The following is a 25,693-nucleotide window of genomic DNA, read 5'->3' as shown; positions in this document are numbered from 1 at the left end:
CGCTCACCTGGCGACGGCGGAGGCCCTGGCGGAAAGCGATACGCAATCCGGTACCGAGCGGCTCTGGGCTGGCGATGCCGGCGAAGCCGCGGCGCTCTTCGCCGACGAGCTGCAGGCGGCCGCGGCGGCGGCCCCGGCGCTGAAGCCGCCGCGTTATCCGGCCGCCCTCGCGGCGATGATGGCCGGGCGCGCGGTGCGTCCGCGCTATGGCCTGCATCCCCGTCTTTCCATCCTGGGGCCCTTGGAGGCGCGGCTGCAGCAAGCCGATGTGCTGGTGCTCGGTGGGCTCAACGAGGGGAGCTGGCCGGCGGAGGTGGATGCCGGCCCCTGGCTCAGCCGGCCCATGCAGACCGCTTTCGGTCTGCCGGCGCCGGAGCGGCGCATCGGTCTGGCGGCGCACGACTTCTACCAGGGCTTCTGCGCGCGCCAGGTCTATCTCATCCGCGCCGAACGGGTGGAGGGCACGCCCAGCGTCGCCGCCCGCTGGCTGCGCCGCATCGATGCGCTCGGCACCGGCCTGGCGCTGGACGTCGATCTGCGGCAGGAGGCGGCGCAGGTGATCGCCTGGGCGAAGACTCTCGACCAGCCCGCGAAGATCGCAAGGACCGCGGCGCCGCAGCCGCGCCCGCCGCTGGATGCCCGGCCGCGCGTGCTCTCGGTGACCCGCATCGAAACCTGGATGCGCGATCCCTACGCGCTCTATGCCAGGGAGATCCTGAAGCTCAAACCCCTCGACCCGTTGGACGCCGACCCCGGCGCGGCGGAGCGCGGCACCCTGGTGCACGCCGCCCTTGAGCGCTTTCTCCAGCGCTTTCCCGAGACCCTGCCGCGCGACGCGCTGGACGCCCTGGTCGAAATCGGTGCCGAGACCTTCCGGCCCATCAGCGCCAAGCCCGGCGCCTTCGCCTTCTGGTGGCCGCGGTTCCTCAGGGTCGCGCAGTGGTTCGTCGGCGCCGAGGCGGAGCGCCGCGCCCTCGTCCGAAGCAGCTTCGTGGAGACCAGCGGCGAACTCACGCTGCAGGCGCCGTACAAGCCCTTCCGCCTGACCGCCAAGGCCGACCGCATCGATGTCATGGGTGACGGTTCCCTGGCCATCATCGACTACAAAACCGGCGCCCCGCCCAGCGCCAAGGCTGTCGAGGGCGGCTTCGCGCCGCAACTGCCGTTGGAAGCGGCCATCGCCCTGCAGGGCGGCTTTGCGGATCTGCCGGAGGGGCCGGTCGGCGAGCTGGCCTTCTGGCGCCTGTCCGGCGGCACCCCGCCGGCGGAGGTGGTGGCAGCCAGCAAGGCCGATCCGCAGGCTCTGGCCCAGGCGGCCCTCGACGGCCTCGCGGAGCTGGTCGCGGCCTTCGATGACCCCGGCACCCCCTATGCCTGCAAGCCGCGCCCGGATCTGGCGCCGCGCTATGGCGACTACGACCACCTCTCGCGCTTCGCCGAGTGGTCGGTGGAGGCGGACACGCCATGAGCACCGCCGGACAGACCGCCGCCGGCGACATCGTCGCGCGGGCCTCCGCCGCGCAGCAAGAGGCGGCCGATCCCGCGGCCTCGGTCTGGGTCTCCGCCTCGGCGGGCAGCGGCAAGACCAAGGTGCTGGTGGACCGCGTGCTCTCCCTGCTGCTGACCGGCAGCGATCCCGGCAAGATCCTCTGTCTCACCTTCACCAAGGCGGCGGCGGCGGAGATGGCCAACCGCCTCTCCGACCGCTTGGCCGGCTGGGTGACGGCGGAGGAGCCGGCCTTGTGCGCCAGCCTGGAAACGCTGTTGGGCGGGCCCGTGGCGCCCGAGTTGCTGCCGCGGGCGCGGGCCCTCTTCGCCCGCGTGCTCGACACCCCCGGCGGCATCAAGATCCTCACCATCCACGCCTTCTGCCAGTCGCTGCTGGGCCGCTTTCCTCTGGAGGCCGCGGTCGCCCCCCATGCCCAGGTGCTCGACGAGCACGAGGCTGCGGATCTCCTGGAGAGCGCCCGCCTGGAGGTGCTGGCCCAGGCCCTGGAGGGCCAGGGGCGCCGCGCCGAGGCGATCCGCGTGCTGACGGCGCATCTGCAGGAAGATCGTTTCAACGAGGTGCTGGCCCAGCTCATCCATGAACGCGGGCGCCTGAACGAGACGCTCGCGGCCCATGGCGGCGTCGACCGCCTGATCGTCGCCATCTTCGCCTTTCTCGGCGTCGAACGGGAGGCCGACCCGCGGCGGCTGGTTGCCGAAGCCGTCGCGGACCGCGCCTTCGATGGCCGCGGCCTGCGGCTGGCCTGCGAGGCCTTCGCGACGAGCAGCCCGCCCGAACAGGCCAAGGGGCGGCGGCTCGCCGGCTGGCTGGAGGCCGGGGTGGCGGAGCGGATCGCCGCTTTCGACGCCTACGAAGCTCTGTTCCTCACCGCCGAGGGTGCGCCGCGCAAACGCCTTCTCAACAAAGACCCGGCGGCCGCCTTTCCCGCCGCCCTCGAGGCCCTGGAGCGGGAGGCGGCGCGCCTTGCCGCGCTGCGCCAGAGCCGCCATGCCGCCACCGTGGCGCAGGCCACCGAGGCTCTGCTGATCCTGGGCGAAGCCATCATCGCGGCCTATCAGCGCCACAAGCAGGTGCGGGTGCTGCTGGACTACGACGACCTGATCCACCACAGCCTGCGCCTCCTGGAGCGCCAGGGCGGCGTCTCCTGGGTGCTGTTCAAGCTGGACGGCGGGCTCGACCACATCCTGGTGGACGAGGCCCAGGACACCAGCCCCGACCAGTGGCGCATCATCGAGCTGCTGGCCGGCGACTTCTTCAGTGGCGCCGGCGCCGGCGAAGAACGCAGCGATCTGGCCCGCACGGTCTTTGCCGTCGGCGACCCCAAGCAGTCGATCTACTCCTTCCAGCGCGCCGACCCGGCGGCCTTCGAGGCCATGCGCAGCCTCTTTCGCCAGCGCGCGCAGCAGGCCCGGCGCCGCTGGCGGCCGGTCTCCCTCGACGTCTCATTCCGCTCCACCGAAGCGGTGCTGGGTCTGGTGGACGCGGTCTTCGCGGCGCCGGCGGCCCAGGACGGCGTGCTGTTCGGCGAGGCGGAGATCCGCCACGCGGCGGCCCGCGCCGCCCAGCCCGGCCTGGTGGAGCTCTGGCCCCCGGCACCTCCGGCGGAAGCCGAGGCGCTGGCCGCCTGGTCGCTGCCCCTGGAACAGGCGAGCGAAAGCCCGGCGACCCTGCGTCTCGCCCGCCTGGTCGCCCACCGGATCTGGTACTGGACCCTGAGCGAGGCGGGCGTGGACGACCCGGACTGCTATCTGGCCGAGCCCGCCCGGCGCATCGGGCCCGGCGACGTCATGATCCTGGTGCGGCGGCGCAACGCTTTCATCACCGAGCTGGTGCGGGCCCTGAAGGAGCGCGGCGTGGTCGTTGCCGGTGTCGACCGCATGCACCTGACCGAACAGCTCGCGGTGATGGACCTGGTGGCCCTCGGCAGGGCTCTGCTGCTCCCCGAAGACGACCTGACCCTCGCGACCGTGCTCAAGGGGCCCTTCATCGGCCTCGATGAGGACCAGCTTTTCGCCCTCGCCTACAAGCGCGGCACCCTCAGCCTCTGGGAGCGGCTGCGCCGCTTTGCCGAGGGCCAATCCACCGCCGATCCCGCTTATGCCGAGGCGCGGGCCTTTCTCACCGCTCTGGCGGCTCAGACCGATTTCGTCGCCCCCTTCGAGCTTTACTCCGCTCTCTTGGGGGCCGGGCGCGGACGCGAGAAGCTGCTGGCCCGCCTCGGGCCCGATGCGGCCGACCCGGTGGAGGAGTTTCTCTCCCTGGCGCTCAGCTACGAGCGGGAGAACTCGCCCTCCCTGGAGGGGTTTCTGCATTGGCTGATGGCCGGCGACCTGGAGATCAAGCGCGACCTGGAGCAGGCGCAGGGCGCGGTGCGCCTCTTGACCGTGCACGGCTCCAAGGGGCTGGAAGCGCCCATCGTCATCCTGCCGGACACCCTGCAGCAGCCGCGCGGCGGGGACAGCTTGCTCTGGCCGCAGGACGGCGAGGGCAAGGCGCCGCTGCCGGTCTGGCCGATCAAGCGGGATTACGCCCTGGCGGCGCTGGAGGGCGCGCGGGCCGGCCAGCGCCTGGCGCGGGAACAGGAATACCGCCGGCTGCTCTACGTCGCCCTGACCCGGGCCCAGGACCGCCTCTATGTCTGCGGCTGGGAGGGGCGCAGGGCGGCGCCGGAGGGCAACTGGTTCCAACTGGTCGAACAGGCGATGGCGGGCCTCTCGGAGGCCGGCGAGGCCGAGTCCGTGGATTTCGACTTTGCCGGTGAGATCGGCGCGGACGGCTGGGCGGGGCGCGGCTGGCGCTATGCGCGCGGCACGCTCGAAACCGCAGCTGCGGCGCAGCCGAGTGCCGCGCCTCAGGATATGGCCGGCGCATCGGCCGTCCTGCCCGCCTGGGCCCGTACGCCGGCGCCGGCTGAGCCGGTTCCGCCGCGGCCCCTGGCGCCCTCCCGCCCCAGCATGCCGGAGCCGGCGGTGCGCTCGCCCCTGGTCGGCGCCGGAAACGCTGACAACCGGCGCTTCCGCCGCGGCCGCCTGATCCATCGGCTGCTGCAAAGCCTGCCGGATTTGGCTCCGGCGGAGCGTGAAGCCGCGGCGCGGCGCTTTCTGAGCAGCCCGCTGCATGATCTTTCACCCAGCGACGCCGAAGACATTCTCGCGGAGGTGCTGGCGGTGCTGACCGATCCGGCTTTGGCAGCGCTCTTCGGACCGGGCAGCCGGGCGGAGGTTCCCCTGGCCGGCCTCATCGAAACGGCCTCGGGTCCGCAAATCATTTCCGGGCAGGTGGATCGCCTTCTGGTTGAAGATAGGACCATTTCCCTGATCGACTACAAGACCCAGCGCCCGGCCCCGGAAACGCCCGAGGCCGTCGCGCCCGTGTATTTGCGTCAGATGGCGGCCTACCGGGCGCTTTTGGCCGGAATTTACCCGGACCGGGCCATCCACAGCTTTCTGGTGTGGACCGATCAACCCCGGCTGATGCAACTCAGCGATGCTCTGTTGGCAGGTCACGCGCCTTGACGCTCCGGCACGGCCGTCCCTACATTGGCGCCAAGGCAATAGCGATGCGGGACCCGTCCTTCCTTCCGAGACGGGCCCAGCGGCTCACCGCTAAGGGGTTATTTGATGACGACAACCACGACAACGACAACAACCACAACGACGACCAACGACGGCACCTTCGAACAGGACGTCCTGCAGGCCCCAGGACCGGTTTTGGTCGATTTCTGGGCCGAATGGTGCAATCCCTGCAAGATGATCGCCCCCGCGTTGGAGGAGATCGCCAGCGAGATGGACGGCCGCGTCACGGTGGCCAAGCTGAACATCGACGACAACCCGCAAACGCCCCAGAAATACGGCGTGCGCGGCATCCCGACACTGATGCTGTTCAAGGATGGACAGGTGGCGGCGACCAAGGTCGGCGCCGTCGGCAAGAGCCAGCTTCTGGAGTGGGTTGAATCCGTCGTCTGACATCCCATATGCAAGAGGTGTTAGACAACACGAACTAGCTCCCAAGTACGGTAATCCCATAGATGCCCAAAGGCCCCGCCGTCCCCCGCGGCGGGGCTTTTCCTTTGGGGACTCACCGTCGCGCCCTGTTGCCGAGGGGCTTCACCATGGTGTTTCCGAGGTTCTCCTTGACAGCAAAACGGGGAACGCCGAAGGTCCGCGCTCGCTGCGGTGCCGCAGGGCGATCTGAATCAGGAAGGCTGGTCGTGGGGAAGGTAAAGTACGACTGTTTGAAGTGTCCGGGCTATTGCTGCTCCTATCCGAACATCCATCTGAAGCCGAAGGACATCAAGCGCCTGGGCAAGCACTTCGGCCTGTCGAAGGAAGAGGCCTTCAAGCGCTTCACCAAGAAGGGCTACAAGGAAGACGGCCAGAAGAAGGCGCCGCGGGTGCTGCGCCACAAGAAGGACGCGTACTTCGGCACCATCTGCCGTTTCTTCGACACCGATGAGCGGCGCTGCACGGTCTATGAGGCCCGCCCGGAGATCTGCCGCGATTTCCCCGGCCGCAAGCGCTGTGGCTATTACGAGTTCCTGAAGTTCGAGCGCGATGCCCAGGAAGACCCGGACTACATCGCCCTGACCTACAACGAGTAGGCGTCTCGTACAGGCCGGCTACCGCGGCCAAACGGGCAGAGATCGGGTATGCGGCTCACCCCCCACCCAACCTCCCCCCGTCAAGGGGGGAGGAGATTCTTTCAGCCGCTTCAATAACTTCCCCCTCCCCCTTCGACGGGGGAGGGATGGGGTGGGGGTGACACCCTATCCGCCGCGCGCCGTCCCCAGAGGGACCACGCACAGCCATGCGGCTGCCGTCACTGGCGGCGCAGGACCTGGCCGTTGTCCGTCTCGGTGCGGGCGCCGTCGCGCAGGGCGAAGCGACCGTTCACCAGCACATGGGCGATGCCGGAGGCATAGCGCCGCGGTTCGGCGAGATCGAAGTGGCTGGCCACCGCCTGAGCATCGAACACCGTGATGTCCGCATAGCAGCCCTTCGCCAGGCGGCCGCGGTCCTTCAGCCCCAGCCGCTCGGCCGGCAGGGCGGTGAGACGGCGCAGACCGTCCTCGAGGCTCAGCAGCTTGCGGTCGCGCACATAGTGCTGCAGGAAGCGCGCCGCCCAGCCGTAGCCGCTGAGGGAGCCGATCAGGTGCTTCAGCGGCCCATAGGGCGCCAGCGCCAGGGTATCGGAGATGACGGCGCAGTCGTTCTGTGACAGCGCCAGCGAGATGTCCTCGTCGCGGAAGGAGTGGGAGGTCCACATCAGGTGGTTCATCTCCTCGCCCTCTTCCAGCAGCAGGTCCAGCGCCGCATCGTAGGGATCGCAGCCGCGCTTGCGCCCGATCTCCTCGAAAGTCAGCCCCACCAGGTCGCGGTTCTGCGGCGCGCTCATCAGCACGATCTCGTCCCAGCGGCGGTCGGCCACGAGGCGCCACATGGGTTTCGGGTTGCGCTTGATGCGATCCCGGCTGTCGTCGTCGCGCAGCCGCTTCTGCAAGGCCTCCACGCCGCCCTCCTGCGCCCACTGCGGCAGGATCGCCAGCACCCGGGTGTGGGACCAGTCGTGGGGGATGACGTCGAAGGCGACGTCCACCCCCTGGCGGCGGGCCCAGTCGATCAGCTCCAGACTGTGTTCCATGGCCTCGGCCGGGGCGCCATACTTCGGCTGGATGTGGGAGATCTGCAGCCGCGCGCCGGAGTGACGGGCGGTGGCCAGGGCCTCGCCGAAGCCGAGGTCATAGAAGATGTCGCGGTTGCGCACATGGGTGGCATAGAGCACGTCGCGGGCCGCGGCGACCTCGCAGAGCCGGGCCACCTGGTCCGGCGTCGCGAGGCTTCCCGGCCAGTATTCGAGACCGGTGGAGAAGCCATAGGCGCCCTCCTCCAGGGAGCGTTCCAGCAGCGCGGCCATGGCGTCGAGTTCGTCGTCGTTGGCCGGGCGCAGGGCATCGCCCAGGACGGCGCGGTGGATCGTTCCATGGCCGACGAAGGCGGCGACGTTCACACCCAGGGGCGTCTCGGCCATGTGGTCGAGATAGTCCCCGAAGCTGCGCCAGTCCGGTGCGATCAGGCCGGGCACGAAGCCCGGCGACATCAGCTCGACATCGTGGCGGCAGCGTGCCGGGGCGCAGGAGACGCCGCACTGGCCCACCACCTCCGTCGTGACGCCCTGGTGCACCTGGCTTTCGGCGCGGCCATAGGCGGCCAGGGTGAAGTCGGAATGGGTGTGTAGGTCGATGAAGCCCGGTGAAACGGCGAGGCCCGCCACGGAGATCCGCTCGGCCCCCCCGTTGCCCGAGAGGTCGCCGATCTCGACGATCTTCTCGCCGCGGATGCCGATATCGGCGGTGAAGGCGCGCGCACCGCTGCCGTCGTAGACCAGTCCGCCTTGCAGGATGATGTCGAACATCGCTGGAGGGTCCTCTCGGATGCTGTCGTCTCGTCAGTAGGTGGCGACGCCGTAGAACAGGTTCGGCAGCCAGAGGGTGGCTTCCGGGATGAAGATCATGAACAGGAGGCCAATCACGTAGGCCAGGATGAAGGGCAGCACGGCGACGGAGATCTGCTCGATGCTGACGCCGGAGATGCGCGAGGCGACGTTGAGATTGCCGCCCAGCGGCGGGGTCAGGAAGCCGATCTCGCAGGTCATCACGGTGAAGACGCCGAACAGCACCGGATCGACGCCCAGGCTCTGCACCAGCGGCAGGAAGACCGCGGTGAAGAGGATGATCTGGGCCAGGGACTCCATGAAGGTGCCGATGATGATGTAGAAGATGCCGATGAAGATCATCACGATGATCGGGTCGGCGGTGATGCTGGTGATGGCGGTCTCCACCGCCGTCGGCACGTCGTAGAAGGCGGAGAGCTGACCGAAGGCGAGGGTCGGTGTCAGCAGGATCAGGAGGCCGGCCATCAGCGCGGTGAAGCGCAGGCTCTCCAGCACCTTCTTCACCGTCAGCTGGCGGTAGACGAAGCAGCCGACGAAGAGGGCGTAGAAGACCGCCACGGCCGCCGCCTCGGTGGGGGTGAAGGCGCCGCCGTAGATACCGCCGAGGATCAGCACCGGCGCGCCGATAGCCCACTTGCCTTCCCAGAGCGCCCGCAGGAAGGGCATCCAGGTGAAGGCTTCCCCGCTGCCGCCATAGCCGCGGCGGCGGGCGATGATGTAGGTGGTGATCATCAGGAAGATGGTGACCAGGATGCCGGGAACCACGCCGGCCAGGAACAGCCGCGGGATCGAGGTTTCCGAGACCAGGCCGTAGATGATCATCAGGTTGCTGGGCGGGATGACGCTGCCCAGGGCGCCGGCGGAGGCGGCGATGGAGGCGGCGAAGGGCGTCGCATAGCCCTCGCGCCGCATGGCGGGAATGGTCACCGAGCCGATGGCCGCGGTGGTCGCGGGGCCGGAGCCCGACAGCGCGGCGAAGAGCATGCAGGCGAAGACCGTCACCAGGCCCAGGCTGCCGCGGTAGGCGCCCACCAGGTTGGTGGCGATGGAGATCAGCCGCTCGGCCATGCCGCCGACTTCCATCAGACGGCCGGCCAGCACGAAGAGCGGAATGGTGAGCAGCGGGAAGGGCGTCAGGCTGGTGTAGCCGGTCTGCGCCATCAGGGTGTAGGGAATGTCGATGAGGAACAGCGCCAGGATGGTGCTGACCCCGACGGCCGCGAACAGCGGCACGCCGATCAGGGTGAGAACGGTGAAGACCAGGGCGATGAGGAGAAGTTCGTTCATCGCTCAGCTCTCCGGCGCTTCGATGTCATGTTCCGGGCGCATCCCCGGAACGCCGCGGCGCCCGCCCCGCCACCAGTCCGCATAGAGTTGGATCAGGCGCACGATCATCAGCGCATAGCCGATGAAGACGATGGACTGCGGATAGAACTCGTCGATGCCCAGGCGCGGCGTGGTGGAGGTGTAGGTCCAGAGCACCGTCAGGTAGTCGGCGCTGATCCTCAGCATGGCCAGCGAGAAGCCGAGCCAGATCAGATCCGCGAAGATCACCACGCCGGTTGCCGCGCGGCGGGGCAGCAGCATGACGCCGGCCATGATGCGGATGTGGAAGCGTTCGCGCACACAGAGCACGGCCCCCATGTAGACGGCCCAGACCATGGCGATGGCAGCGACCTCCTCGGACCACTGCAGGGCGGAGTTGAAGCCGTAGCGCATGATCACCTGCAGGAAGACGCAGACGGCCACCACGCTGAGCCCAAGGCAGGACAGCACCTCCTCGAAGTGCCGCTCGATCAGATGCAGGCCGCGTTTAACCATGCAGGCTGGGTCCGCTCATGGGCCAGTTCGGCGCGTGGGCCGGCGTGGAGAAAGGTGGGTGGGAACGCACGATGGCGGTCCCACCCAAGGCTTCGACAGGGTTTACAACGAAGCGCTATTGCGCGGCGGCCTGGATCTCGTCGACCAGGGCCTTGAACTCGTCCCCGCGGTCCGCGGCGAACTGCTGCTGGACCTTCTGCGCGGCGGCGATGAACGGCCCGCGCTCCGGGCGCGTCAGTGACATGCCGCCCTCGGTCGAGAGCCAGGTACGGATCGATTCGATCTCCTCGATCTTGACCTGGGTGTGGTACTCGCCGGCCTCCTTGGCGGCGCGCAGCACGGCGGCCTTCTGGTCGGCGTCCAGCTTGTCCATGAAGCGGCTGGAGGCGAAGACCGGGGCGAAGCCGGCGAAGTGATCGAGAATGATCAGATGCTTGGCGAACTCGAAGAACTTCATCTCGCGGATCACCGAGGTGCCGTTGTCGCCGCCGTCGATGGTGCCGGTCTGCAGGGCCGTCGGGGTTTCCGACCAGGCCAGCGGCACCGGCTCGGCGCCGAAGGCCTCGAAGGTCGCCAGCATGACCTGGTTCTTGGGCACCCGCAGCTTGAGGCCGGCCAAATCCTCGATGGAGTTGACCGGGCGCTTAGAATTGAACATGTCGCGGTAGCCCGGCCCGCCGAAGGTCAGCAGGTGGACCCCGGTGTCGGCCTGGATCTTATCGCGGATCTTCTGGCCCACCGGCCCGCCGGCCACCTTCAGGATGTGGTCGGTGTTCTGGAAGATGTAGGGCAGAACGAAGACGTCCATCAGCGGCCAGTGCGGCGAGACGTTGTTCTGAGAGATGAAATAGCCGTCGACGGTGCCGAGCTGCAGAGCCTTGAATGCATCGTCCTCAGTGGAGATCTGCGCGCAGCAGCGCAGCTTCACGTCGACGCTGCCGTTGGAATAGCTCTCGGCCAGCTCCTCAAACTTCTTGGCCAGGATCCCATAGTCGGATTCCAGCGGCGTGGCCCAACCCAGGTTCATGACCACCTTGTCCGCGGCCTGCGCCCGGTCGCTCGCGCCCAGGCCGAAGGCAAGAACCGCAGCGGCACCCAAAAGGGCCGCGCTTTTCATTCCCCAGTACATGTCTTTGCTCCCTGATCTTCGGATTTATCGGAAAAGCTTACCCGCGCAATGTTGCAGTGTATAATAGCATTCACGGCCCAATTGATGCCGGAGTTGCATCATGCACATTGGCATGCGCCATATCAGATACTTCGCCGCGGTGGCGGAGGAACTGCACTTCCGCCGCGCCGCCGAGCGCCTGAACGTCAGCCAGCCGGCCCTCAGCCGGGCGATCCGCCATATCGAGGCGGAAATCGGCGTCAGCCTCTTCGAGCGCAGCAACCGCCACGTCGCCCTCACCCATGCCGGGGCCACCTTCCTGCGCGGCTGCTCGACGGCCCTGGCCTACATGGACGGCGCCATCGACCAGGCGCAGAAAACCAGCACCGGCGAGAAGGGCCATCTGGTCGTCGGCTATACCGACATCGCCATCGCCGGGGGCCTGCCGCAGATCCTGAAGTCCTTCCGCCAGCGCTATCCGGAGGTGACGCTGGAACCGCGTCACGACTTCACCCAGGCGCAGTTGAGCGACCTGGAGTCCGGCATTCTCGATTTCGGCTTCGTCACCGGCCCGGTGGCCCGGGACGGTCTGGACAGCCTGGCGGTCCAGCACGACGGTTTCGTCGTTGTGCTCTACGGCAGCCATCCCCTGGTGCGGGAGCGGGAAATTCCCCTGGCGGCCCTGGCCGAGGAACCCTTCGTGCTGGGCACCACCTCCAACTGGACCTACTACCACGATCACCTCTACCGGCTCTGCCGGGAGGCCGGCTTCGAGCCGCAGGTGGTTCAGTCGGCCTCCAACAGCGAGGGGATCTTCGGCCTCATCGCCTGCGAGATGGGGATCTCGATCCAGGCCACCGCCATCGAGAACTGCCTGCGCAAGGGCCTGGAAACCCGCCCGCTGAAGGGCTGCACGGCGACCGTGCCCACCGTGGCCGCCTGGAACAGCGCCACCCTCTCCCCCGTGAAACAGCGCTTCATCGACCACCTGGCCGAACTGGGGGCGGAAGACCTGGCTTAACCGTTCTCGGCGAGGACCTGGCCGGCGAGGTAGAGGGAGCCGCAGATGAGGATGCGGCCGGGTGGGGCGGAGGATTCGACGATGCTCTGCAGCGCGTCCGCGACGGAGGCCGCCGCTGCCGCATCGTGGCCGGCTTCGCGGGCGTGGCCCGCCGCCGCCTCGGCGGAGAGGCTGGCCGCCTCGCCGGGGATGGCGACGGCCTTCAAGTCCCGGGCAAGCGGCGCCAGGGGTGCCAGGAAGCCGGCCGCCGCCTTGGTGTCCAGCATGCCGTAGACGAGGTGAAGCGGCCGGTCCCGCCAGCCCTGCAGGGTCTCGGCGAGGGCCTGACCGGCCGCCGGATTGTGGCCGCCGTCCAGCCACAGCTCCCAGTCTTCGGGCAACGAGGTGGCCAGGGGCCCCCGGGTCAGGGGGTGCAGCCGGCCCCGCCATTCGGCGCCGGCGACGCCGCGGTCTATCGCCCGGTCATCCAAACCGAAGCCGTCGAGCCGCCGGGCGCAGGCGACGGCCAGGGCGGCGTTGGCCACTTGGTGGTGTCCGGCGAGGGCCGGCACCGGCAGGTCGCGCACGCCCTTCGCATCGGCGTAGCGAAAGCCCGACGCCGTCGCTTCGAAGGTCCAGTCGCGGCCATGACAGAACAGGGGCACGCCGAGATCGCCGGCCCGTGCCTCCAACACCGCCAGGGCCGCCGGCTCCTGCGGCCCGACCACGCAGGGCACGCCGGCCTTGAGGATGCCGGCCTTCTCCCCGGCGATGGCCGCCAGGGTATCGCCGAGGAACTGCTGATGGTCCATGGCGATGGGGGTGATCGCGGTGAGCCGCGGTCTGGCGACCACGTTGGTGGCATCCAGGCGCCCGCCGAGCCCGGTTTCCAGCAGCAGGACATCGGCGGGATCGCCGGCGAAAGCGAGGAAGGCGGCGGCGGTGGTGATCTCGAAATAGGTGATGGGTTCGGGCCCGTTGGCCGTTTCGCAGCGCTCCAGCAACTCGATCAGCGCGTCCTCGCCGATCAGCCCGCCGGTCAGGCGGATGCGCTCGTGAAAGCGCACGAGATGGGGCGAGGAGTAGACCTGCACGCGCTGCCCGGCGGCCTGCAGCATGGCCCGCAGGAAGGCCAGCAGCGAGCCCTTGCCGTTGGTCCCGGCGACATGCACCACCGGCGCCAGGCGCTCCTCCGGATGGCCGAGACGCGCCAGCAGCCGCTCGACGCGGCCGAGGGAGAGATCGATGATCTTGGGGTGCAGTCGGGTCAGCCGCTCCAGCACCACATCGCTGGTCTTGCCCGGCCGCGCCGTTATCCCCGCATCGGCGTCAGCCGCGGGCGTCACTGCCCTCTTCCACCGGCACCGGCGGGATCTCGGGGGCCGCCTCGGCCTCGGTCTCCGCTTCCACCGGCTCGGGTTCGCCCTGCGGCAGAGGCACCACCTCGGCGCTCGGCACCCGGTCGCGCAGCAGCCGGAGGACCCGCGCCAGGGTGTCGCGCATCTCCGCGCGCGGCACCACCATGTCCACCATGCCGTGGTCCAGCAGGTACTCGGCGCGCTGGAAGCCCTCGGGCAGGGATTCGCGGATCGTCTCCTCGATCACCCGCTGGCCGGCGAAGCCGATGATGGCGCCCGGTTCCGCCAGGGCGACGTCGCCCAGCATGGCGAAGGAGGCGGAAACGCCGCCGGTGGTCGGGTCGGTCATGATCACGACGTAGGGCAGGCCCGCTTCCTTGACGATCTCCACCGCCGCCACCGAGCGCGGCATCTGCATGAGGGAGAGAATACCCTCCTGCATGCGCGCGCCGCCGGAGGCGGGGATGACCACCAGGGAGGCCTCCTGCAGCACTGCCAGGCGGGCGGCGGCCAGCAGCCCCTCGCCCACGGCGATCCCCATGGAACCGCCCATGAAGGCGAAGTTGAAGACGGCGACCACCGTCGGCAGGCCGCCCAGCATGCCGTGGGCGACGATAATGGCTTCGTCGCCGTCGTTCTTGGCCTGGGCCTCGCGCAGGCGTTCGGTGTAGCGCTTGCGGTCGCGGAACTTCAGGGGGTCGAGGGGCACGTCCGGCAGTTCGATCACTTTGAAGGCGCCCTCATCGAAGAGGATCTCCAGGCGCCGGCGCGCCGAGATGCGCATGTGGTAGCCGCAATGCGGGCAGACCCGGAGGTTGGTCTCCAGCTCGCGGTGAAAGATCATCTGGCCGCAGGAGCTGCACTTCTCCCAGAGGTTTTCCGGCACGTCCGGCTTGGTGACCAGCGCGCGGATCTTGGGCCTGACGTAGTTGGTGATCCAGTTCATAACTGCGGACCCTCCGGGGTTGAGAACTAAGCCGCGCGGTTGCCGCGGACACCATCGGCCAGGGACTCGACGAAGGCCAGCACCTTGGCCACCAGCCCGGGCTTGGCCTTGCCGTCGGCGTCCAGCTCCGCCTTGATGGCGTTGACGATGGACGAGCCGACCACAGCCGCATCGGCGGTCTGGGCAATGGCGGCGGCGTCCTCGGGCGTGCGGATGCCGAAGCCGACGGCGATCGGCAACTCGGTGTGGCGGCGCAGCCGGGCCACGGCCTCGCGCACGTGGTCGATGGGGACGGCCTTGGTGCCGGTGATGCCCATGATGGAGACATAGTAGACGAAGCCGCTGGTCTTGTTCAGCACCACCGGCAGGCGCTGGTCGTCGGTGGTGGGGGTGGCCAGGCGGATCCAGTGCAGCCCCGCGTCCAGTGCCGGCTCGCAAAGCTCCTGGTCTTCCTCCGGCGGCAGGTCGACCATGATCAGGCCGTCCACGCCGGCCTCGCGCGCATCGGCGACGAAGCGCTCCACGCCATAGCTGTAGATGGGGTTGTAGTAGCCCATCAGGATGATCGGCGTGTCGGCCTCGCCCTGGCGGAATGCGCGCACCGTCTCCAGGGTTTTGGTCAGCGTCATGCCGGCCTTCAGCGCGCGCAGGCTGGAGGCCTGGATCGGCGGGCCCTCGGCCATGGGATCGGAAAAGGGCATGCCCAGCTCGATGAGGTCCGCGCCGGCGGCGGGCAGGCCCTTCAGCAGCTCCAGCGCCGTTTCCGGGTCCGGGTCGCCGGCGGTGACGAAGGCGACGAAGGCGCCGCGGCCCTCGGCCTTCAGCGCGGCGAAGCGCCGTTCGATTCGGCTGTCTGCGCTCATGGCCTCACGACCCCGAAAGCTCGACGCCGAGGGCATTGGCGACGGTGAAGACGTCCTTGTCGCCGCGCCCGCACATGTTCATCACCAGGATCTCGTCGCGGCCCATCTGCGGCGCCAGCTTCTGCACATGGGCCAGGGCATGGGCCGGCTCCAGGGCCGGGATGATGCCCTCGATGCGCGAGCAGAGCTGGAAGGCCGCCAGCGCCTCGGCGTCCGTCGCCGAGACGTATTCGGCGCGTCCGATCTCGTGCAGCCAGGAGTGCTCGGGCCCGATGCCGGGATAGTCGAGGCCCGCGGAGATGGAATGGGCGTCGAAGATCTGGCCGTCGTCGTTCTGCAGCAGGAAGGTGCGGTTGCCGTGCAGCACCCCGGGTCGCCCGCCGGTCAAGGACGCCGCGTGTTCGCCTGTCGGAATGCCGTGCCCGGCCGCCTCCACGCCGACGATTCGCACCGCCGTGTCGTCGAGGAAGGGATGGAACAGCCCGATGGCGTTGGAGCCGCCGCCGATGCAGGCCACCACCGCGTCGGGCAGGCGCCCTTCGGCCTCGGCCAACTGCTCGCGCACCTCGCGGCCGATGATGGACTGGAAGTCCCGCACCATCGCCGGATAGGGGTGCGGGCCCGCCGCCGTGCCGATGATGTAGAAGGTGTTCTCGACGTTGGCCACCCAGTCGCGCAGGGCGTCGTTCATGGCATCCTTCAGGGTGCCGGTGCCGCTGGTGACCGAGCGCACCTCGGCGCCCAGGAGCTTCATGCGGAAGACGTTGGGGGCCTGCCGCTCGATGTCGGTGGTGCCCATGTAGACCACGCAGGGCAGGTCGAAGAGGGCGCAGAAGGTGGCGGTGGCGACGCCGTGCTGGCCGGCGCCGGTCTCGGCGATGATGCGGGTCTTGCCCATGCGCCGCGCCAGCAGGATCTGGCCCAGCACGTTGTTGGCCTTGTGGGAGCCGGTGTGATTCAGCTCGTCGCGCTTGAAGTAGATCTTGGCGCCCTTATCGGCGGCGGCGCCTTTGCGCAGTTCTTCGGTCAGGCGCTCGGCGAAATAGAGCGGGCTGGGCCGGCCGACGTAGTGCTTGGCGTAGTAGTCGTATTCCGACTGGAAGCTCGGGTCCCGGCGGGCGGCGTCATAGGCGCGCTCGACGTCCAGGATCAGCGGCATCAGGGTCTCGGCGACGAAGCGGCCGCCGAAGATGCCGAAGTGCCCGTCCTCGTCCGGCCCGGCGCGATAGGTGTTCAGCGTCTCCATGGGGGACGTCCTGTCCTTTGGTGCGTCTTTATCGTTGATGAAGGGCGGACTTTGCCCCATTCGCGCCGCCGCCGCAATGCCCGGCGATGGCGGCGAGGCTGGGTGCTCCGGCGCCCTACAAGGCTTTGGCGGCGGTCAGGAAATCCCTGATCTTCTGCGGATTCTTCACCCCCGGCGCGTCTTCGACGCCGGAGGAGATGTCGAGCGCCGGGGCGCCGGTCACGGCCACGGCGTCATCGATGTTCGCGGCGGTGAGCCCGCCCGCCAGCATCCAGGGCAGGGCCCAGGTCCTGCCGGCGAGGATCGACCAGTCGAAGGCCACCGCATTGCCGCCGGGCAGTGCGTCTTTCATCTCCGCCGGCGGCTTGGCGTCGAACAGCAGCCGGTCGGCCACGTCGAGGAAAGGCGCGGCGGCCTCCAGGTCGCCGGCCTGGCGCAGCTTCACCACCTTCATCACCGGCAGGCCGAAGCGCGCCTTGACAGCGGCGATCCGCTCCGGGCTTTCGCCGCCGTGCAGTTGCAGCAGGTCAAGCGGCACCGCCTTCAGGATTGACTCGATGGTGGCGTCATCGGCGTCCACCAGCAGCCCGGTCTTGGTCACGCCCGCCGGCACCGGGGCGGCGAGGGCCGCCGCTTGCTCGGGCGTTACGGCGCGCGGGCTCGGCGGATAGAACACCAGCCCGACGAAGGCAGCTCCGCCTTCCACCGCTGCTGCCATCGCCTCCGGCGTCGAGATACCACAGATTTTCACGTCCACGCTCATGGCGGCGGATTAGGAGGGGCGAAGGACCCGGTGTCAATGGCGGCGTCGAAGCACCTAGGTTTGGTGCGGAGACTGCCGCCTTACGAGATGGCGATAGGCCTCGGCCGCGACGGTGGCCAGAAGGGCGGCCGACGCCAGGCGAAGGAACGCGATGCCGAGGCCCGTCAGCGCGCGTTCCACCGCGTAGCCGTCTTGGGTGGCCGCAACGTTGCCGCCAAAGCCGTCCCAGTGTCCACGCCAAAGGGCGAAGGCAGCCAGGAGGCCGACGAGGGCCAGGGCCGGCAGGCCTGCCATCAGGTAGGCGGCCAGCAGGCGCACCCCGTTGCCCGTGGTGGCCCGCCAGGACGCGCGGGCTCCCAAGGCCTCATCGAGCGCGGCGGCGGGCAGCATCTGGCTGAAGCGGCTCAGCAGGTAGAGCCACAAGACCGTCATGCCGGGCAGCAGGATGAAGCCTTGGAGCTGCAACGACAGGGTCTGAGGGGCACCCATGCGCATGGTTTCGAGGACGTCGAACACCAGCGGCACGGCAAAAAACAGGATCGGCAGCTAGACGAGCAGGAATGCGAAGCTGGCCAGAGCAAAGTAGGCAGCGCTTCGCGATCCGAAAAGCGGCACGGGAAAGGGGCTTTGCGGCGACTCGTGAAGTCGAAACCAGATCAGCCCGAAGAAGATGTAAGGCAGAACGTCGATGAGCATCCAGCCGCTGAAAATCCATGTCGGCTGACTGTGCCAAGAGAGTCGAATGAGCCAGAGCGCGACGATGAGGATCAGCGCAGGGATCGCCGAAAGAAAGAACCGCACGATGTTCCCGGCAACGGCAGCATAGGCGGCGGTCACGATCTGCAAGACCGGCAGTTTCACTCTTGCGCCCTCCTCCCAGCCGTTTTGGCTGTCCCAGACGTGCGCAGTGATCAGTTCCCGTTAAGTAAGTGCCAGGGATCCCGATACAAGTGGAGATCCGGGAAGCGCGGCGATGGCCCACGCGATGATGGGAAGTCCCGGTATTTGGCTGTGCCGGGCAAAAGGCCAGTGGTCTTCGTACGCGCGCTTCGCGCGCTCACTCGAAACGCTTGAGAATGTCTTGGTTTGGGCTCTTCCTGCTCATCATTTGCCTGAACGCCGCAGCCAGAAACTCAGAGAGCACCGCGGTGCTGCCCACAAGTCCTAAAGCGGTGACCACCGCCGAGGTGTAGAAGCCCGCAGGCAGGCCGAAGACCTGGCTCTGTGATCCTCGTGGCAGTACTGCCAGAAGCCCTTCAAGGGCGTCTGCAACATAGGCGCTGAAGACGCCAACGACCAAGAACGACAGGACCAGCAGCAGGAACGCGCGGAAGAGCTGTCCACCCGATCCGGTGCTTGTCCGCCAAGCTGCGACCGGCGAACCAGAAAACCCTGCCGCAATGGCCGGAACAGCCAGGAACAGCCGCGCCGTCAGATAAAGGCTGGATACGCTGAGACCGAGCCAAAAGATTACGAGAGGCAGGCCCTCTATTCCGGGCGCTGCTTCCGCCGGCAACAGCAAGACGATGGGCGTGTAGGCATAAACTGCGAGTCGTGGCGTCAGAAGGAACCAGACGAAGCCCAGCACGAAATAGGCAATGGATTGGCTCAAGGCCCCAATCCAGGGCGAACCAATGAGAATACTGGCACTCCGGCCCAGCATCCGACAACGCAGCCACACGAGGCTGAAGTAGCTCAAGGGAATGCCCAGGTAGGCCAGTAGCAAGACCGGGCTGCCAAGAAACAGAAATCCGCTGCCGGGAAGCAGCTGCGGCACTGTTTCTATGACATACAGAATGGCGATAGTGGCGAAGACGGGTAGGGCCGCAAGCTTCGCCAAAGCGCGGGGCCGAGAGAGAACATTCCTGTAGGCCCCTATAACGCTGGCAAAGGCCGCCAGCTTAGGCGGATCAGAGGGATCTGCCGCCGTCACTCGAAGCGCTCCAGGATGGTTCGGTCGCGGTCGGATATCCAACCGGTGAGGTGGCGAAAGGCGTGGACCATGGCGGTGGCGCTGAGCCCGTAAAGAACATAGTTGATGAGTTCTTCAACGGCGATGTTGGTCCACAGCAGTAGGCCCGTCGCACTGTTATTGTCCAACCGGGCCGCGCTTTCCGGTGACAGCACGGCGAGCAGGGGGACGCTGGAAAGGGTCAACAGGAAGGGCGGTGCGGCAACGATAAAAAGGATCAGCAGGAGGCGCAGGCCATTGCCCCTGGTCCGCCGCCAGGAAGCGCCGAGGCGCTCCGGCGCATCGACCGCGATCCAAAGATAGACAAAGCCGAACCGCAGGCTGAAATAGATGCCCACGACATACAGAAGCAGTGTTGCCGCCAGGAATACCCACCAATCAGGCGTGCGTACATCAGCAAGTTGTTCAAACGCCAGAAATGTGACGTAGCTCGGCACGCTGAGCAGCAACAAGAACAGTGCGTAGCCGACGTAGGGGAGAATGCGGGCGCCGGGCCGGGGCAAGAAACTGGGCCTGGCAGCATCCGTATCCAGCAAAAGAAACCGCAGCCAGGCGATTTCGAAAAGAGCGACCAGGATGCTGTCCGGAATGATGCGGACCACGAGAACCTGGTCCTGGTCTTCGATCGCCCCGGTGGTCAGGGCCGCCAGAATTACCGAGATCAGAAAGGGAAGCGCGGCGGCGGTTGCGAAGGCCCGGCTATGCCGGAAGGTGTCACGATAGCTCGCCTTGACGATCTGCCAGATCGGCAACCCTTCCAGGGGCAGATCTTTCGCCGCGGATTGGTTCACTCGAAGCGCTGCAGGACATTACGGTCGGGGGCGGGGACCCAGCCGGTGCAGGTGCGAAAGGCGATGGCCAGCAGCGCGTAGAAGGCGCCCTGATGCAGCATGATGGAGAGGTGATAGAAGAGAAAGCCGGCGAACTGCCAGAGCGGCGCGTCGAACCAGGAGGGGCTGTAGTACCAGAGCAACCAGGGCCCGAGGACCGCGAGCACGGCGATGAGGAAGATCCGCCCGCTCTGGCTGCGGGTGTGGCGCCAGGATTCGGCGAAGCCGTAGCGCTCGTCGACCGCCGCGGCGGGCAGCACGAAGGACAGCCGGAGCTGCATATAGAGCAGCGGCAGATAGGCCAGCCAGTAGACCAGGTCGTCGGTGGCGCTCTCGGCGGGCGCGGCTTCGGCGAGGCTCTCCGTGCCGCTGTCCAGGGTGATCTCGCCCACCTCCAGCCAGTATTGCAGGAAGACCAGCGGCAGGGTGATCAGCGAGAGCAGGAAGTTGTAGGTGAAAAAGCGCCGGTGGCGCGCGTCGAACTCGGCAAAGCGGGTTTTGCTGTCGCCCAGCAGCAGGAGGCGCAGCCAGGTGATCCCTAGGATCGTCGTCGGCAGCGCCAGCAGCAGGTACCAGGCGACATAGGCCGCCAGCGGCGGCAACAGGAAGACCGCCAACAGCAGGAGAACGATGGACATCGCCGTCGGCAGGGCGATGCGCTGCAACAGCGCCGGGAAATGCTGCCACAGGGTGGCGTAGAGCTCGACGATCCCGTTGACGATCGGCAGCGGGGCGACGGCTTCGCGCGGCGGTTCCTGGCTGATCATTCGAAACGCTCCAGGATGTCCCGGGGCGGCGCATCCGGGCGGCGGCCGGAGAAGTCGAATGCTTCCATCATGACGCCGATAGTAAGCGCGATTGAGCCCAAATGGCAGGACTCTCCGGCACTCTTCAGGCCCTGCTGGGCCGGTGTCCGGCGGACCGTGACATACCGTCCGGGATCGAACGACCCAGCCGTCATTCGAAGCGCTCGAGAATCTCTTCCCGCGGGGCGCCCCAGCCGCTGAGTTGCGCGTAGGCCTTGGCAAAGACGGAAACGATCAGCGTGAAGCCGATTAGCTGAATCGCATTGGCGACCGCGGCGACTGCCAGGAACTGAAGCAAGGTGGAGAAATCGCTCAGGATCGCATCGCCCGGCAGGTCCGCGATGTGCTGGAAGAATCCGATCCAGACGAGAATCCAGACAACCGCCAGGGCAAGCATGGGCAGGCTTGTGATCAGACAGGCGGTGAAGAGGCGCCAGCCGTTGCCGCGGCCCAGCCGCCAGGCGGCGATAGGCCCGAGCCCCTCGTCTATGGCGGTTGCCGGGAACACCAGACAAAGGCGGACCGTCGGCCATGCGGCCAGCAAGAATGTGACCACCCCGGTGAGTACGGCGATACCCTCGCCGAGTGACATGGCGTGGGCGAACCCGCCGGCCGCGAAGGGAGCCAAGATGAGCAATCCCAACACCAGCAGCGAATAGCCGCCGCTCAGCAGGTAGCGGCGATAGGCGGCAGAGCCCGCGAGGAGTTCCAGCTCGCCTCCCAGCAGCTCCAGGCGGTTCCAGCAGACGCCCAGGAAGACATACGGCAGAAACTGTACGAAGAGTAGGCTCTCGTGAATGCCGCTCTCCGCCTCCTCCACGGGCAGCGCCGCGACCGACAAGCCAACGATGATCAGAAGCGGCAGGATCACGGCTTTGCACAACCGCAGAGGCCGCCCAAAGACGTCGCGGTAGGCGCCGCGCACAACGGCGACGACCGGCACCTTCCTGCGCGCCACGGGGCCTGTGGCAAGTTCGGTCATTCGAAGCGCTCGAGGATTTTAACGTGCGCAACGTCCCGGGCGGTCCGCTGGGGAAAGGCTGCAGGGCGCGCCGCGACGGGCGGAGCGGCCAGCGTCACGAAACGCCGGAAATGGCCGCAGGCGGCCTCCTGTGCGGCACGGATCGTGGTCCGGAAACCGGGGTTTCGTCGGGCATCGGGCGAGACTTCAAGCTTCACGCGGCGCCGCGCTCCCCTCTGGGTATGTCACCAACCATAACGTTAGCAGGCGTCCGTCTGTTCGACCACGGCAAAGAGGGAGACTGCAGGCTCAGGCGGCGATTCCGGGGCGGCGATGCGCCGGCAGGGAGACCTCAGAGCTCCTCGCGCTCGTTCTCGTTGGAGGGCACCGTCGGCAGGTTGCCGGCGCCGGCGGGGACCCAGCCCGTGCAGGTGCGGAAGGCCAGGCAGAGCAGGGAAAAGATCACCGCAAAGGAGAGGAAGTTCACCACCGCGGATATCAGGTTGAAGGCGATGCGCGCGATGGCCGACGGCGGCGTTACGGGGCCGATCGCAGCGGAAGCTTCGCCGGCCGGAAAGCCCTCGCCCGGCAGGGCCACGGTCGGCAGGGAGGCGAAGAGCGAGAAGCCGAGGATAATCTGGGAGAGCAGTTCGGTGATCACCAGTTGTGCGACTGTGATGGGAAATCCCACGGCGAAGAGCGCCATCATCATGCGCGCGCCCTGGCCGGCGGTGTGTTGCCAGGAGAGCCCCAGGCTGTAGCGCTCGCCGACCGCCACCGCCGGGAAGATGAAGCCCAGGCGCGCCAGGACGTAGAGCATCCCCAGGAAGATGACCGCGAAGACGAAGGCCAGGGCCGGGCCGGTTCCGCCGGCGCTGCTCATCAGCCCGAAGGCGGCGGCGAGCAGGGAGCTGATGACCGAAAGCGGGATGGTCAACAGCATCATGATGAAGAACATCAGCAGCACATAGCCGAAGAACCGCCAGTGGATCTCGCCCCAGGTCAGGCTGCGCGCCGGCAGACCCTGGGGGCCGAGCAGCATCACCCGGCACCAGTTGACGCCGAAGTGACTGATCACGGCGAAACTGATCAGGATCAGCAGAAAGTCGATGCTGCCGGCCGGCAACATCAGGGTAATCAGGGAGCCGGCCACAAGGACGATGAAGGCTCCCTTCGCGGCCTGCGCCACCAGGCCGAGCTGCCCGAACACGACGGCGAAGCTGGCCACCACGGTGGCCGAGACAGGCAGGTCGGCGATGGCGCCCGAAGGGGGAGACTGCTGTGCGGCCATGTGCGTGCCCTAGCCTACCGGGGCGCCGGCGCGGCTCTCTGCCGCATCCCCCGCCAACTTGGCGGCGATGCGCTGCGCCGCCGCCAGCGGGTTCTCGGCGGCGGTGATCGGCCGGCCGATGACCAGATGGTCGGCGCCCGCGGCAATGGCTTCCTGCGGCGTCATGATCCGCTTCTGGTCGCCGCTGGCGGCCCAGGACGGCCGGATCCCAGGCACCACCAACAGGAAGTCGGGCCCACAGGCCTGGCGCAAGGCCCCGATCTCCCGCGGCGAGCAAACCACGCCGTCCAGGCCGCTGTCCTGGGTGAGGCGGGCCAGGCGCAAGACCTGGTCAGCGGCGGGGCCGGGCTGGCCGACCTCTTCCAGGTCCTGCCGGTCGAGGCTGGTCAGCACCGTGACGCCGATCACCTTTGGTGGCTCGATGCCCAGGTCCTCCGCCGTCTCCCGGGCGGCCTCTGCGGCAGCCTGCATCATCGCCCGGCCGCCGGAGGCGTGTACGTTCACAATGGCCGGGCGCAGATGCACCGCGGCACGGACGGCGCCGGCGACGGTATTGGGGATGTCGTGGAACTTCAGGTCGAGGAACAGCGGCATGCCGCCGGCGGCCAGGCGTACGCCGTCCGGCCCCTGGGCGGTGAAGAACTCCTTGCCGATCTTGATGCCGCCGACAGCCTGCATCAGCGACTTCGAGAGCGCGGCCGCGCGTTCGATGTCGGGCGTGTCGAGGGCGACAAAGATGCGGTCCTGCGGTGCGATGGCATTGCTCATGGCTTCTACCTAGCAGAGCCGGGACGCCCCCACCAGAGGCAGACTGCGGTCATCGCGGCGGCCTCGGGCGTTTCATGTTTTGGCGGCGCCGGCCCGCTTCCCCTCCCGGCCACTCAATACGATTATCCTAATGGGTGGCCGGGAGGCGGAGCGGGCTGGAACCGATTCGACGAAAGTCGAAAACGCCTAGGTTTCGGGGAGGCTTTCCCGCCGCCCCTCGGCCCAGAGGCGAAAATCCTCATAGCTGCGTTCGCCCGTGGCCGTCATCGCCAGTCCCTCGCCGAGCAGCGCGCCGAACTTGAACATATGGCCGCTGCAGCCGCCGATGACCGTGACATTGCCGTTGCGCTCGGTCACGAAGCGGTTGTCCGGCGCCAGTGCATAGGGACAGACCTGGCCGCGCAGCACTTTGTAGTCGTCGAAATCCCTGAGCAGCGGCCGGAACCTGGCCGCCAGCTCGACCGCCTCGCTATCGCTCAGCGGGTCCAGTTTGTCGGGATCGCCGGGCCGGCGATGCGCCTCGGCGGCGAACTTCAGCTCGGTGCCGCCCACCGGCGGGGCCGCATAGAGGCCCAGGTCGCTGGCGAGGTCCACCAGGGCAGGCGCGGCGGCCCAGGCTTCGGCATGGGCCTCGGGGGCCTCCATGTAGGCCAGCACCTGGCGGTGCGGCACGGCGCGCCGTGCCAGCTCCGGAAAGAGCTTCGCCGTCCAGGCCCCGGCGGTGACGATGATCGCCTCTGCGGATTCGCGGCCGCCGTCTTCCAGGGCCAGGGAGCCCGCCGCCGGATCGACGCTGACGACGCGGCAGTCCTCGCGCAGGGTGACGCCGCGGTGGCGCAGATAGCGGACCAGCGCCTCGACGATCCGCGCCGCGAACAGCAGCCCGCCGGTCTCGTTGAACAGGCCCCAGGCCCCGGGCGGAAGCTGGAGGAAGGGACAGCGGGCTTCGAGATCCTTGGCATCCAGGGTCTGGTAGTCGAGGCCGAGGCGGTCCAGCGTGAGCCGCGAACGGTCTGCCCAGTCGTTCTCCGCCGTGGAGAGCGCCAGGCTGCCGACCTCGGCGTAGTGGGTCTCGCCGAGGTCGTCCCACAGCCGCTCCCAGGCCTTCAGCGCGTCGACCACCATGGCGCAGTAGCCGAGTTCCTCGGCGTAAGGCAGGCGGATGAGGCGGTGCTGGTCATAGGAGGCGGCGCCCTCGTGGGGCAGCGGGCCCTGCTCCAGCAGCAGCGGTTCGTGGCCGGCGCGGACAAGCGCCCAGGCCGTCGAGAGCCCGACGATCCCGCCGCCGACGATCAGAACTCTCATGGCGACGTTCCTTTAGCTGCGTTCGAAGACCAACTGCGCGGCCGCCAGGTCCTCGATCGCCGTGCCCACGGATTTGAACAGGGTGATCTGATCGTAGTAGCGCCGCCCGCTGCGTTCGCCCCGCGTCAGCTCGAAGAGGTCGCCGGCGATGTCCTCCTCGCTTAGCACCCCGGCCGCGATGGCCTGCAGGACATCGCCGGCCTCGCTCATCGCGCCGCCGCGGGTGTCGACGAAGACCCGCGACCGTTCGACGGCAGCATCGTCGCTCTCGCGCATGTCCGGACGAAAGGCGCCGACCAGGTCGACGTGCTGGCCCGGCTGCAGCCAGTCGCCGCGGATCAGCGGCCGGTCGCTGAGGGTGGCGCAGGAGATGATGTGCGCGCCGCGCGCGGCGGCCTCCAGGTCGTCGGTGGCCTGCACCCGGAAGTCGCGCCGGGTCAGGCGCTTCGCCAGCTTCTCCGCCTTGTCGAGGTCGCGCCCCCAGATCAGCACGTTGCAGATCGGGCGCACGGCGGCATGGGCGACGATAAGCTGCGGGGCCATGGCGCCGGTGCCGACCATCAGCAGCCGCTCGCAGTCCGGGCGCGAGAGGTAGCCGGAGGCCAGTGCCGAGGCGGCGGCGGTGCGCTTGACCGTCAGGGTCGGCCCGTCGACCAGCGCCAGGGGGGAGCCGGTCTTGCCGTCCAGCAGGATGT

General features: G+C 68.1%; 26 protein-coding genes. 5 read left to right on the top strand and 21 right to left on the bottom strand.

Annotated features, from left to right (window positions below; genetic code table 11):
• The 4 genes from addB to Q0996_RS18600 all read left to right on the top strand — a co-directional run.
• Window positions 1-1,468, top strand: a 1,468-nt coding sequence (gene addB / locus Q0996_RS18615; RefSeq protein WP_299623197.1) for a double-strand break repair protein AddB, incomplete at its 5' end; no start/stop codon positions are given.
• Window positions 1,465-5,025, top strand: a complete 3,561-nt coding sequence (addA, locus tag Q0996_RS18610) for a double-strand break repair helicase AddA (protein WP_299623194.1) — start codon at window positions 1,465-1,467, stop codon at window positions 5,023-5,025. The genes addB and addA, both read left to right, overlap by 4 nt.
• 105 nt (window positions 5,026-5,130) lie before the next feature.
• Window positions 5,131-5,475, top strand: a complete 345-nt coding sequence (trxA, locus tag Q0996_RS18605; RefSeq protein WP_299623191.1) for a thioredoxin TrxA — start codon at window positions 5,131-5,133, stop codon at window positions 5,473-5,475.
• Between the two features lie 245 nt (window positions 5,476-5,720).
• A complete protein-coding gene (locus tag Q0996_RS18600; RefSeq protein WP_299623189.1) occupies window positions 5,721-6,110 on the top strand; it encodes a YkgJ family cysteine cluster protein in 390 nt (129 codons plus the stop codon).
• A gap of 218 nt (window positions 6,111-6,328) precedes the next feature.
• Here Q0996_RS18600 and Q0996_RS18595 read toward each other — a convergent pair whose 3' ends face one another.
• The 4 genes from Q0996_RS18595 to Q0996_RS18580 all read right to left on the bottom strand — a co-directional run bounded on the left by Q0996_RS18595 (window position 6,329) and on the right by Q0996_RS18580 (window position 10,910).
• Window positions 6,329-7,921 (bottom strand): amidohydrolase family protein, encoded by a 1,593-nt coding sequence (locus Q0996_RS18595; protein WP_299623186.1) that lies wholly within the window; start codon window positions 7,919-7,921, stop codon window positions 6,329-6,331.
• 33 nt (window positions 7,922-7,954) lie between these two features.
• The gene (locus Q0996_RS18590; protein ID WP_299623183.1) at window positions 7,955-9,247 is read right to left on the bottom strand and encodes a TRAP transporter large permease; all 1,293 of its coding nucleotides are present in this window, start codon (window positions 9,245-9,247) and stop codon (window positions 7,955-7,957) included.
• A gap of 3 nt (window positions 9,248-9,250) precedes the next feature.
• Complete coding sequence (locus Q0996_RS18585; protein WP_299623180.1) at window positions 9,251-9,781, bottom strand: TRAP transporter small permease; 531 nt, start codon at window positions 9,779-9,781, stop codon at window positions 9,251-9,253.
• A gap of 115 nt (window positions 9,782-9,896) precedes the next feature.
• Window positions 9,897-10,910, bottom strand: a complete 1,014-nt coding sequence (locus Q0996_RS18580) for a TRAP transporter substrate-binding protein (RefSeq protein WP_299623179.1) — start codon at window positions 10,908-10,910, stop codon at window positions 9,897-9,899.
• A gap of 100 nt (window positions 10,911-11,010) precedes the next feature.
• Here Q0996_RS18580 and Q0996_RS18575 point away from each other — a divergent pair, with 100 nt between their 5' ends.
• The gene (locus tag Q0996_RS18575; RefSeq protein WP_299623176.1) at window positions 11,011-11,910 is read left to right on the top strand and encodes a LysR family transcriptional regulator; all 900 of its coding nucleotides are present in this window, start codon (window positions 11,011-11,013) and stop codon (window positions 11,908-11,910) included.
• Here Q0996_RS18575 and Q0996_RS18570 read toward each other — a convergent pair.
• The 17 genes from Q0996_RS18570 to Q0996_RS18490 all read right to left on the bottom strand — a co-directional run.
• On the bottom strand, window positions 11,907-13,235 hold the full coding sequence (locus tag Q0996_RS18570; protein ID WP_299623173.1) for a folylpolyglutamate synthase/dihydrofolate synthase family protein: 1,329 nt from the start codon (window positions 13,233-13,235) through the stop codon (window positions 11,907-11,909). The two genes, Q0996_RS18575 and Q0996_RS18570, sit on opposite strands and share 4 nt — an antisense overlap.
• Window positions 13,219-14,193: an acetyl-CoA carboxylase, carboxyltransferase subunit beta gene (gene accD, locus Q0996_RS18565; protein ID WP_299623171.1), complete on the bottom strand. Its 975-nt coding sequence runs from the start codon at window positions 14,191-14,193 to the stop codon at window positions 13,219-13,221. The genes Q0996_RS18570 and accD overlap by 17 nt, the downstream gene beginning before the upstream one ends.
• Before the next feature lie 26 nt (window positions 14,194-14,219).
• Complete coding sequence (trpA, locus tag Q0996_RS18560) at window positions 14,220-15,056, bottom strand: tryptophan synthase subunit alpha (RefSeq protein WP_299623168.1); 837 nt, start codon at window positions 15,054-15,056, stop codon at window positions 14,220-14,222.
• Between the two features lie 4 nt (window positions 15,057-15,060).
• On the bottom strand, window positions 15,061-16,302 hold the full coding sequence (gene trpB, locus Q0996_RS18555) for a tryptophan synthase subunit beta (RefSeq protein ID WP_299623166.1): 1,242 nt from the start codon (window positions 16,300-16,302) through the stop codon (window positions 15,061-15,063).
• A gap of 115 nt (window positions 16,303-16,417) precedes the next feature.
• Window positions 16,418-17,065 carry a phosphoribosylanthranilate isomerase gene (locus Q0996_RS18550; protein WP_299623164.1) on the bottom strand — a complete coding sequence of 216 codons (648 nt, stop codon included), beginning with the start codon at window positions 17,063-17,065 and terminating at the stop codon, window positions 16,418-16,420.
• Between the two features lie 54 nt (window positions 17,066-17,119).
• Window positions 17,120-17,554: a hypothetical protein gene (locus tag Q0996_RS18545; protein ID WP_299623162.1), complete on the bottom strand. Its 435-nt coding sequence runs from the start codon at window positions 17,552-17,554 to the stop codon at window positions 17,120-17,122.
• A gap of 57 nt (window positions 17,555-17,611) precedes the next feature.
• Window positions 17,612-17,926 (bottom strand): hypothetical protein, encoded by a 315-nt coding sequence (locus Q0996_RS18540; protein ID WP_299623159.1) that lies wholly within the window; start codon window positions 17,924-17,926, stop codon window positions 17,612-17,614.
• Between the two features lie 196 nt (window positions 17,927-18,122).
• Window positions 18,123-18,998, bottom strand: coding sequence for a hypothetical protein (locus Q0996_RS18535; RefSeq protein ID WP_299623156.1), 876 nt, complete (start codon window positions 18,996-18,998; stop codon window positions 18,123-18,125).
• On the bottom strand, window positions 18,995-19,828 hold the full coding sequence (locus Q0996_RS18530; RefSeq protein WP_299623153.1) for a hypothetical protein: 834 nt from the start codon (window positions 19,826-19,828) through the stop codon (window positions 18,995-18,997). The genes Q0996_RS18535 and Q0996_RS18530 overlap by 4 nt, the downstream gene beginning before the upstream one ends.
• Window positions 19,825-20,634 (bottom strand): hypothetical protein, encoded by an 810-nt coding sequence (locus Q0996_RS18525; RefSeq protein WP_299623150.1) that lies wholly within the window; start codon window positions 20,632-20,634, stop codon window positions 19,825-19,827. The genes Q0996_RS18530 and Q0996_RS18525 overlap by 4 nt, the downstream gene beginning before the upstream one ends.
• On the bottom strand, window positions 20,631-20,828 hold the full coding sequence (locus tag Q0996_RS18520) for a hypothetical protein (RefSeq protein WP_299623147.1): 198 nt from the start codon (window positions 20,826-20,828) through the stop codon (window positions 20,631-20,633). Before Q0996_RS18520 ends, Q0996_RS18525 begins: the two co-directional genes overlap by 4 nt.
• The gene (locus Q0996_RS18515) at window positions 20,825-21,655 is read right to left on the bottom strand and encodes a hypothetical protein (RefSeq protein WP_299623144.1); all 831 of its coding nucleotides are present in this window, start codon (window positions 21,653-21,655) and stop codon (window positions 20,825-20,827) included. Before Q0996_RS18515 ends, Q0996_RS18520 begins: the two co-directional genes overlap by 4 nt.
• A complete protein-coding gene (locus Q0996_RS18510; RefSeq protein WP_299623142.1) occupies window positions 21,652-21,852 on the bottom strand; it encodes a hypothetical protein in 201 nt (66 codons plus the stop codon). Before Q0996_RS18510 ends, Q0996_RS18515 begins: the two co-directional genes overlap by 4 nt.
• Before the next feature lie 134 nt (window positions 21,853-21,986).
• Entirely contained in the window at window positions 21,987-22,925 is a 939-nt protein-coding gene (locus Q0996_RS18505; protein ID WP_299623139.1) for a hypothetical protein, read from the bottom strand.
• A gap of 9 nt (window positions 22,926-22,934) precedes the next feature.
• Window positions 22,935-23,693, bottom strand: coding sequence for an orotidine-5'-phosphate decarboxylase (gene pyrF, locus Q0996_RS18500; RefSeq protein WP_299623136.1), 759 nt, complete (start codon window positions 23,691-23,693; stop codon window positions 22,935-22,937).
• Between the two features lie 186 nt (window positions 23,694-23,879).
• Entirely contained in the window at window positions 23,880-24,998 is a 1,119-nt protein-coding gene (locus tag Q0996_RS18495) for an FAD-binding oxidoreductase (protein WP_299623133.1), read from the bottom strand.
• Window positions 24,999-25,010: 12 nt separating this feature from the next.
• Window positions 25,011-25,693 (bottom strand): ornithine cyclodeaminase family protein (locus Q0996_RS18490; protein ID WP_299623131.1); only part of this gene is annotated, 683 nt, incomplete at its 5' end.

It is taken from the genome of Pelagibius sp., assembly GCF_028289705.1.
Taxonomy (GTDB): Bacteria; Pseudomonadota; Alphaproteobacteria; order Kiloniellales; family Kiloniellaceae; genus Pelagibius.
This window is presented reverse-complemented; position numbering and strand designations above follow the sequence as displayed.

Excerpts from the sequence above, each read along its gene's own strand:
- trpA (WP_299623168.1), bottom strand. The coding sequence starts at position 15,056 with ATGAGCGCAGACAGCCGAATCGAACGGCGCTTCGCCGCGCTGAAGGCC.
- Q0996_RS18515 (WP_299623144.1), bottom strand. The coding sequence starts at position 21,655 with ATGACCGAACTTGCCACAGGCCCCGTGGCGCGCAGGAAGGTGCCGGTC.
- addA (WP_299623194.1), top strand. The coding sequence starts at position 1,465 with ATGAGCACCGCCGGACAGACCGCCGCCGGCGACATCGTCGCGCGGGCC.
- Q0996_RS18495 (WP_299623133.1), bottom strand. The coding sequence starts at position 24,998 with ATGAGAGTTCTGATCGTCGGCGGCGGGATCGTCGGGCTCTCGACGGCC.
- Q0996_RS18585 (WP_299623180.1), bottom strand. The coding sequence starts at position 9,781 with ATGGTTAAACGCGGCCTGCATCTGATCGAGCGGCACTTCGAGGAGGTG.
- Q0996_RS18525 (WP_299623150.1), bottom strand. The coding sequence starts at position 20,634 with ATGATCAGCCAGGAACCGCCGCGCGAAGCCGTCGCCCCGCTGCCGATC.
- Q0996_RS18575 (WP_299623176.1), top strand. The coding sequence starts at position 11,011 with ATGCACATTGGCATGCGCCATATCAGATACTTCGCCGCGGTGGCGGAG.
- accD (WP_299623171.1), bottom strand. The coding sequence starts at position 14,193 with ATGAACTGGATCACCAACTACGTCAGGCCCAAGATCCGCGCGCTGGTC.
- Q0996_RS18550 (WP_299623164.1), bottom strand. The coding sequence starts at position 17,065 with ATGAGCGTGGACGTGAAAATCTGTGGTATCTCGACGCCGGAGGCGATG.
- Q0996_RS18595 (WP_299623186.1), bottom strand. The coding sequence starts at position 7,921 with ATGTTCGACATCATCCTGCAAGGCGGACTGGTCTACGACGGCAGCGGT.
- Q0996_RS18590 (WP_299623183.1), bottom strand. The coding sequence starts at position 9,247 with ATGAACGAACTTCTCCTCATCGCCCTGGTCTTCACCGTTCTCACCCTG.
- Q0996_RS18580 (WP_299623179.1), bottom strand. The coding sequence starts at position 10,910 with ATGTACTGGGGAATGAAAAGCGCGGCCCTTTTGGGTGCCGCTGCGGTT.
- Q0996_RS18545 (WP_299623162.1), bottom strand. The coding sequence starts at position 17,554 with ATGGGTGCCCCTCAGACCCTGTCGTTGCAGCTCCAAGGCTTCATCCTG.
- Q0996_RS18520 (WP_299623147.1), bottom strand. The coding sequence starts at position 20,828 with ATGACGGCTGGGTCGTTCGATCCCGGACGGTATGTCACGGTCCGCCGG.
- pyrF (WP_299623136.1), bottom strand. The coding sequence starts at position 23,693 with ATGAGCAATGCCATCGCACCGCAGGACCGCATCTTTGTCGCCCTCGAC.
- trpB (WP_299623166.1), bottom strand. The coding sequence starts at position 16,302 with ATGGAGACGCTGAACACCTATCGCGCCGGGCCGGACGAGGACGGGCAC.
- Q0996_RS18505 (WP_299623139.1), bottom strand. The coding sequence starts at position 22,925 with ATGGCCGCACAGCAGTCTCCCCCTTCGGGCGCCATCGCCGACCTGCCT.
- trxA (WP_299623191.1), top strand. The coding sequence starts at position 5,131 with ATGACGACAACCACGACAACGACAACAACCACAACGACGACCAACGAC.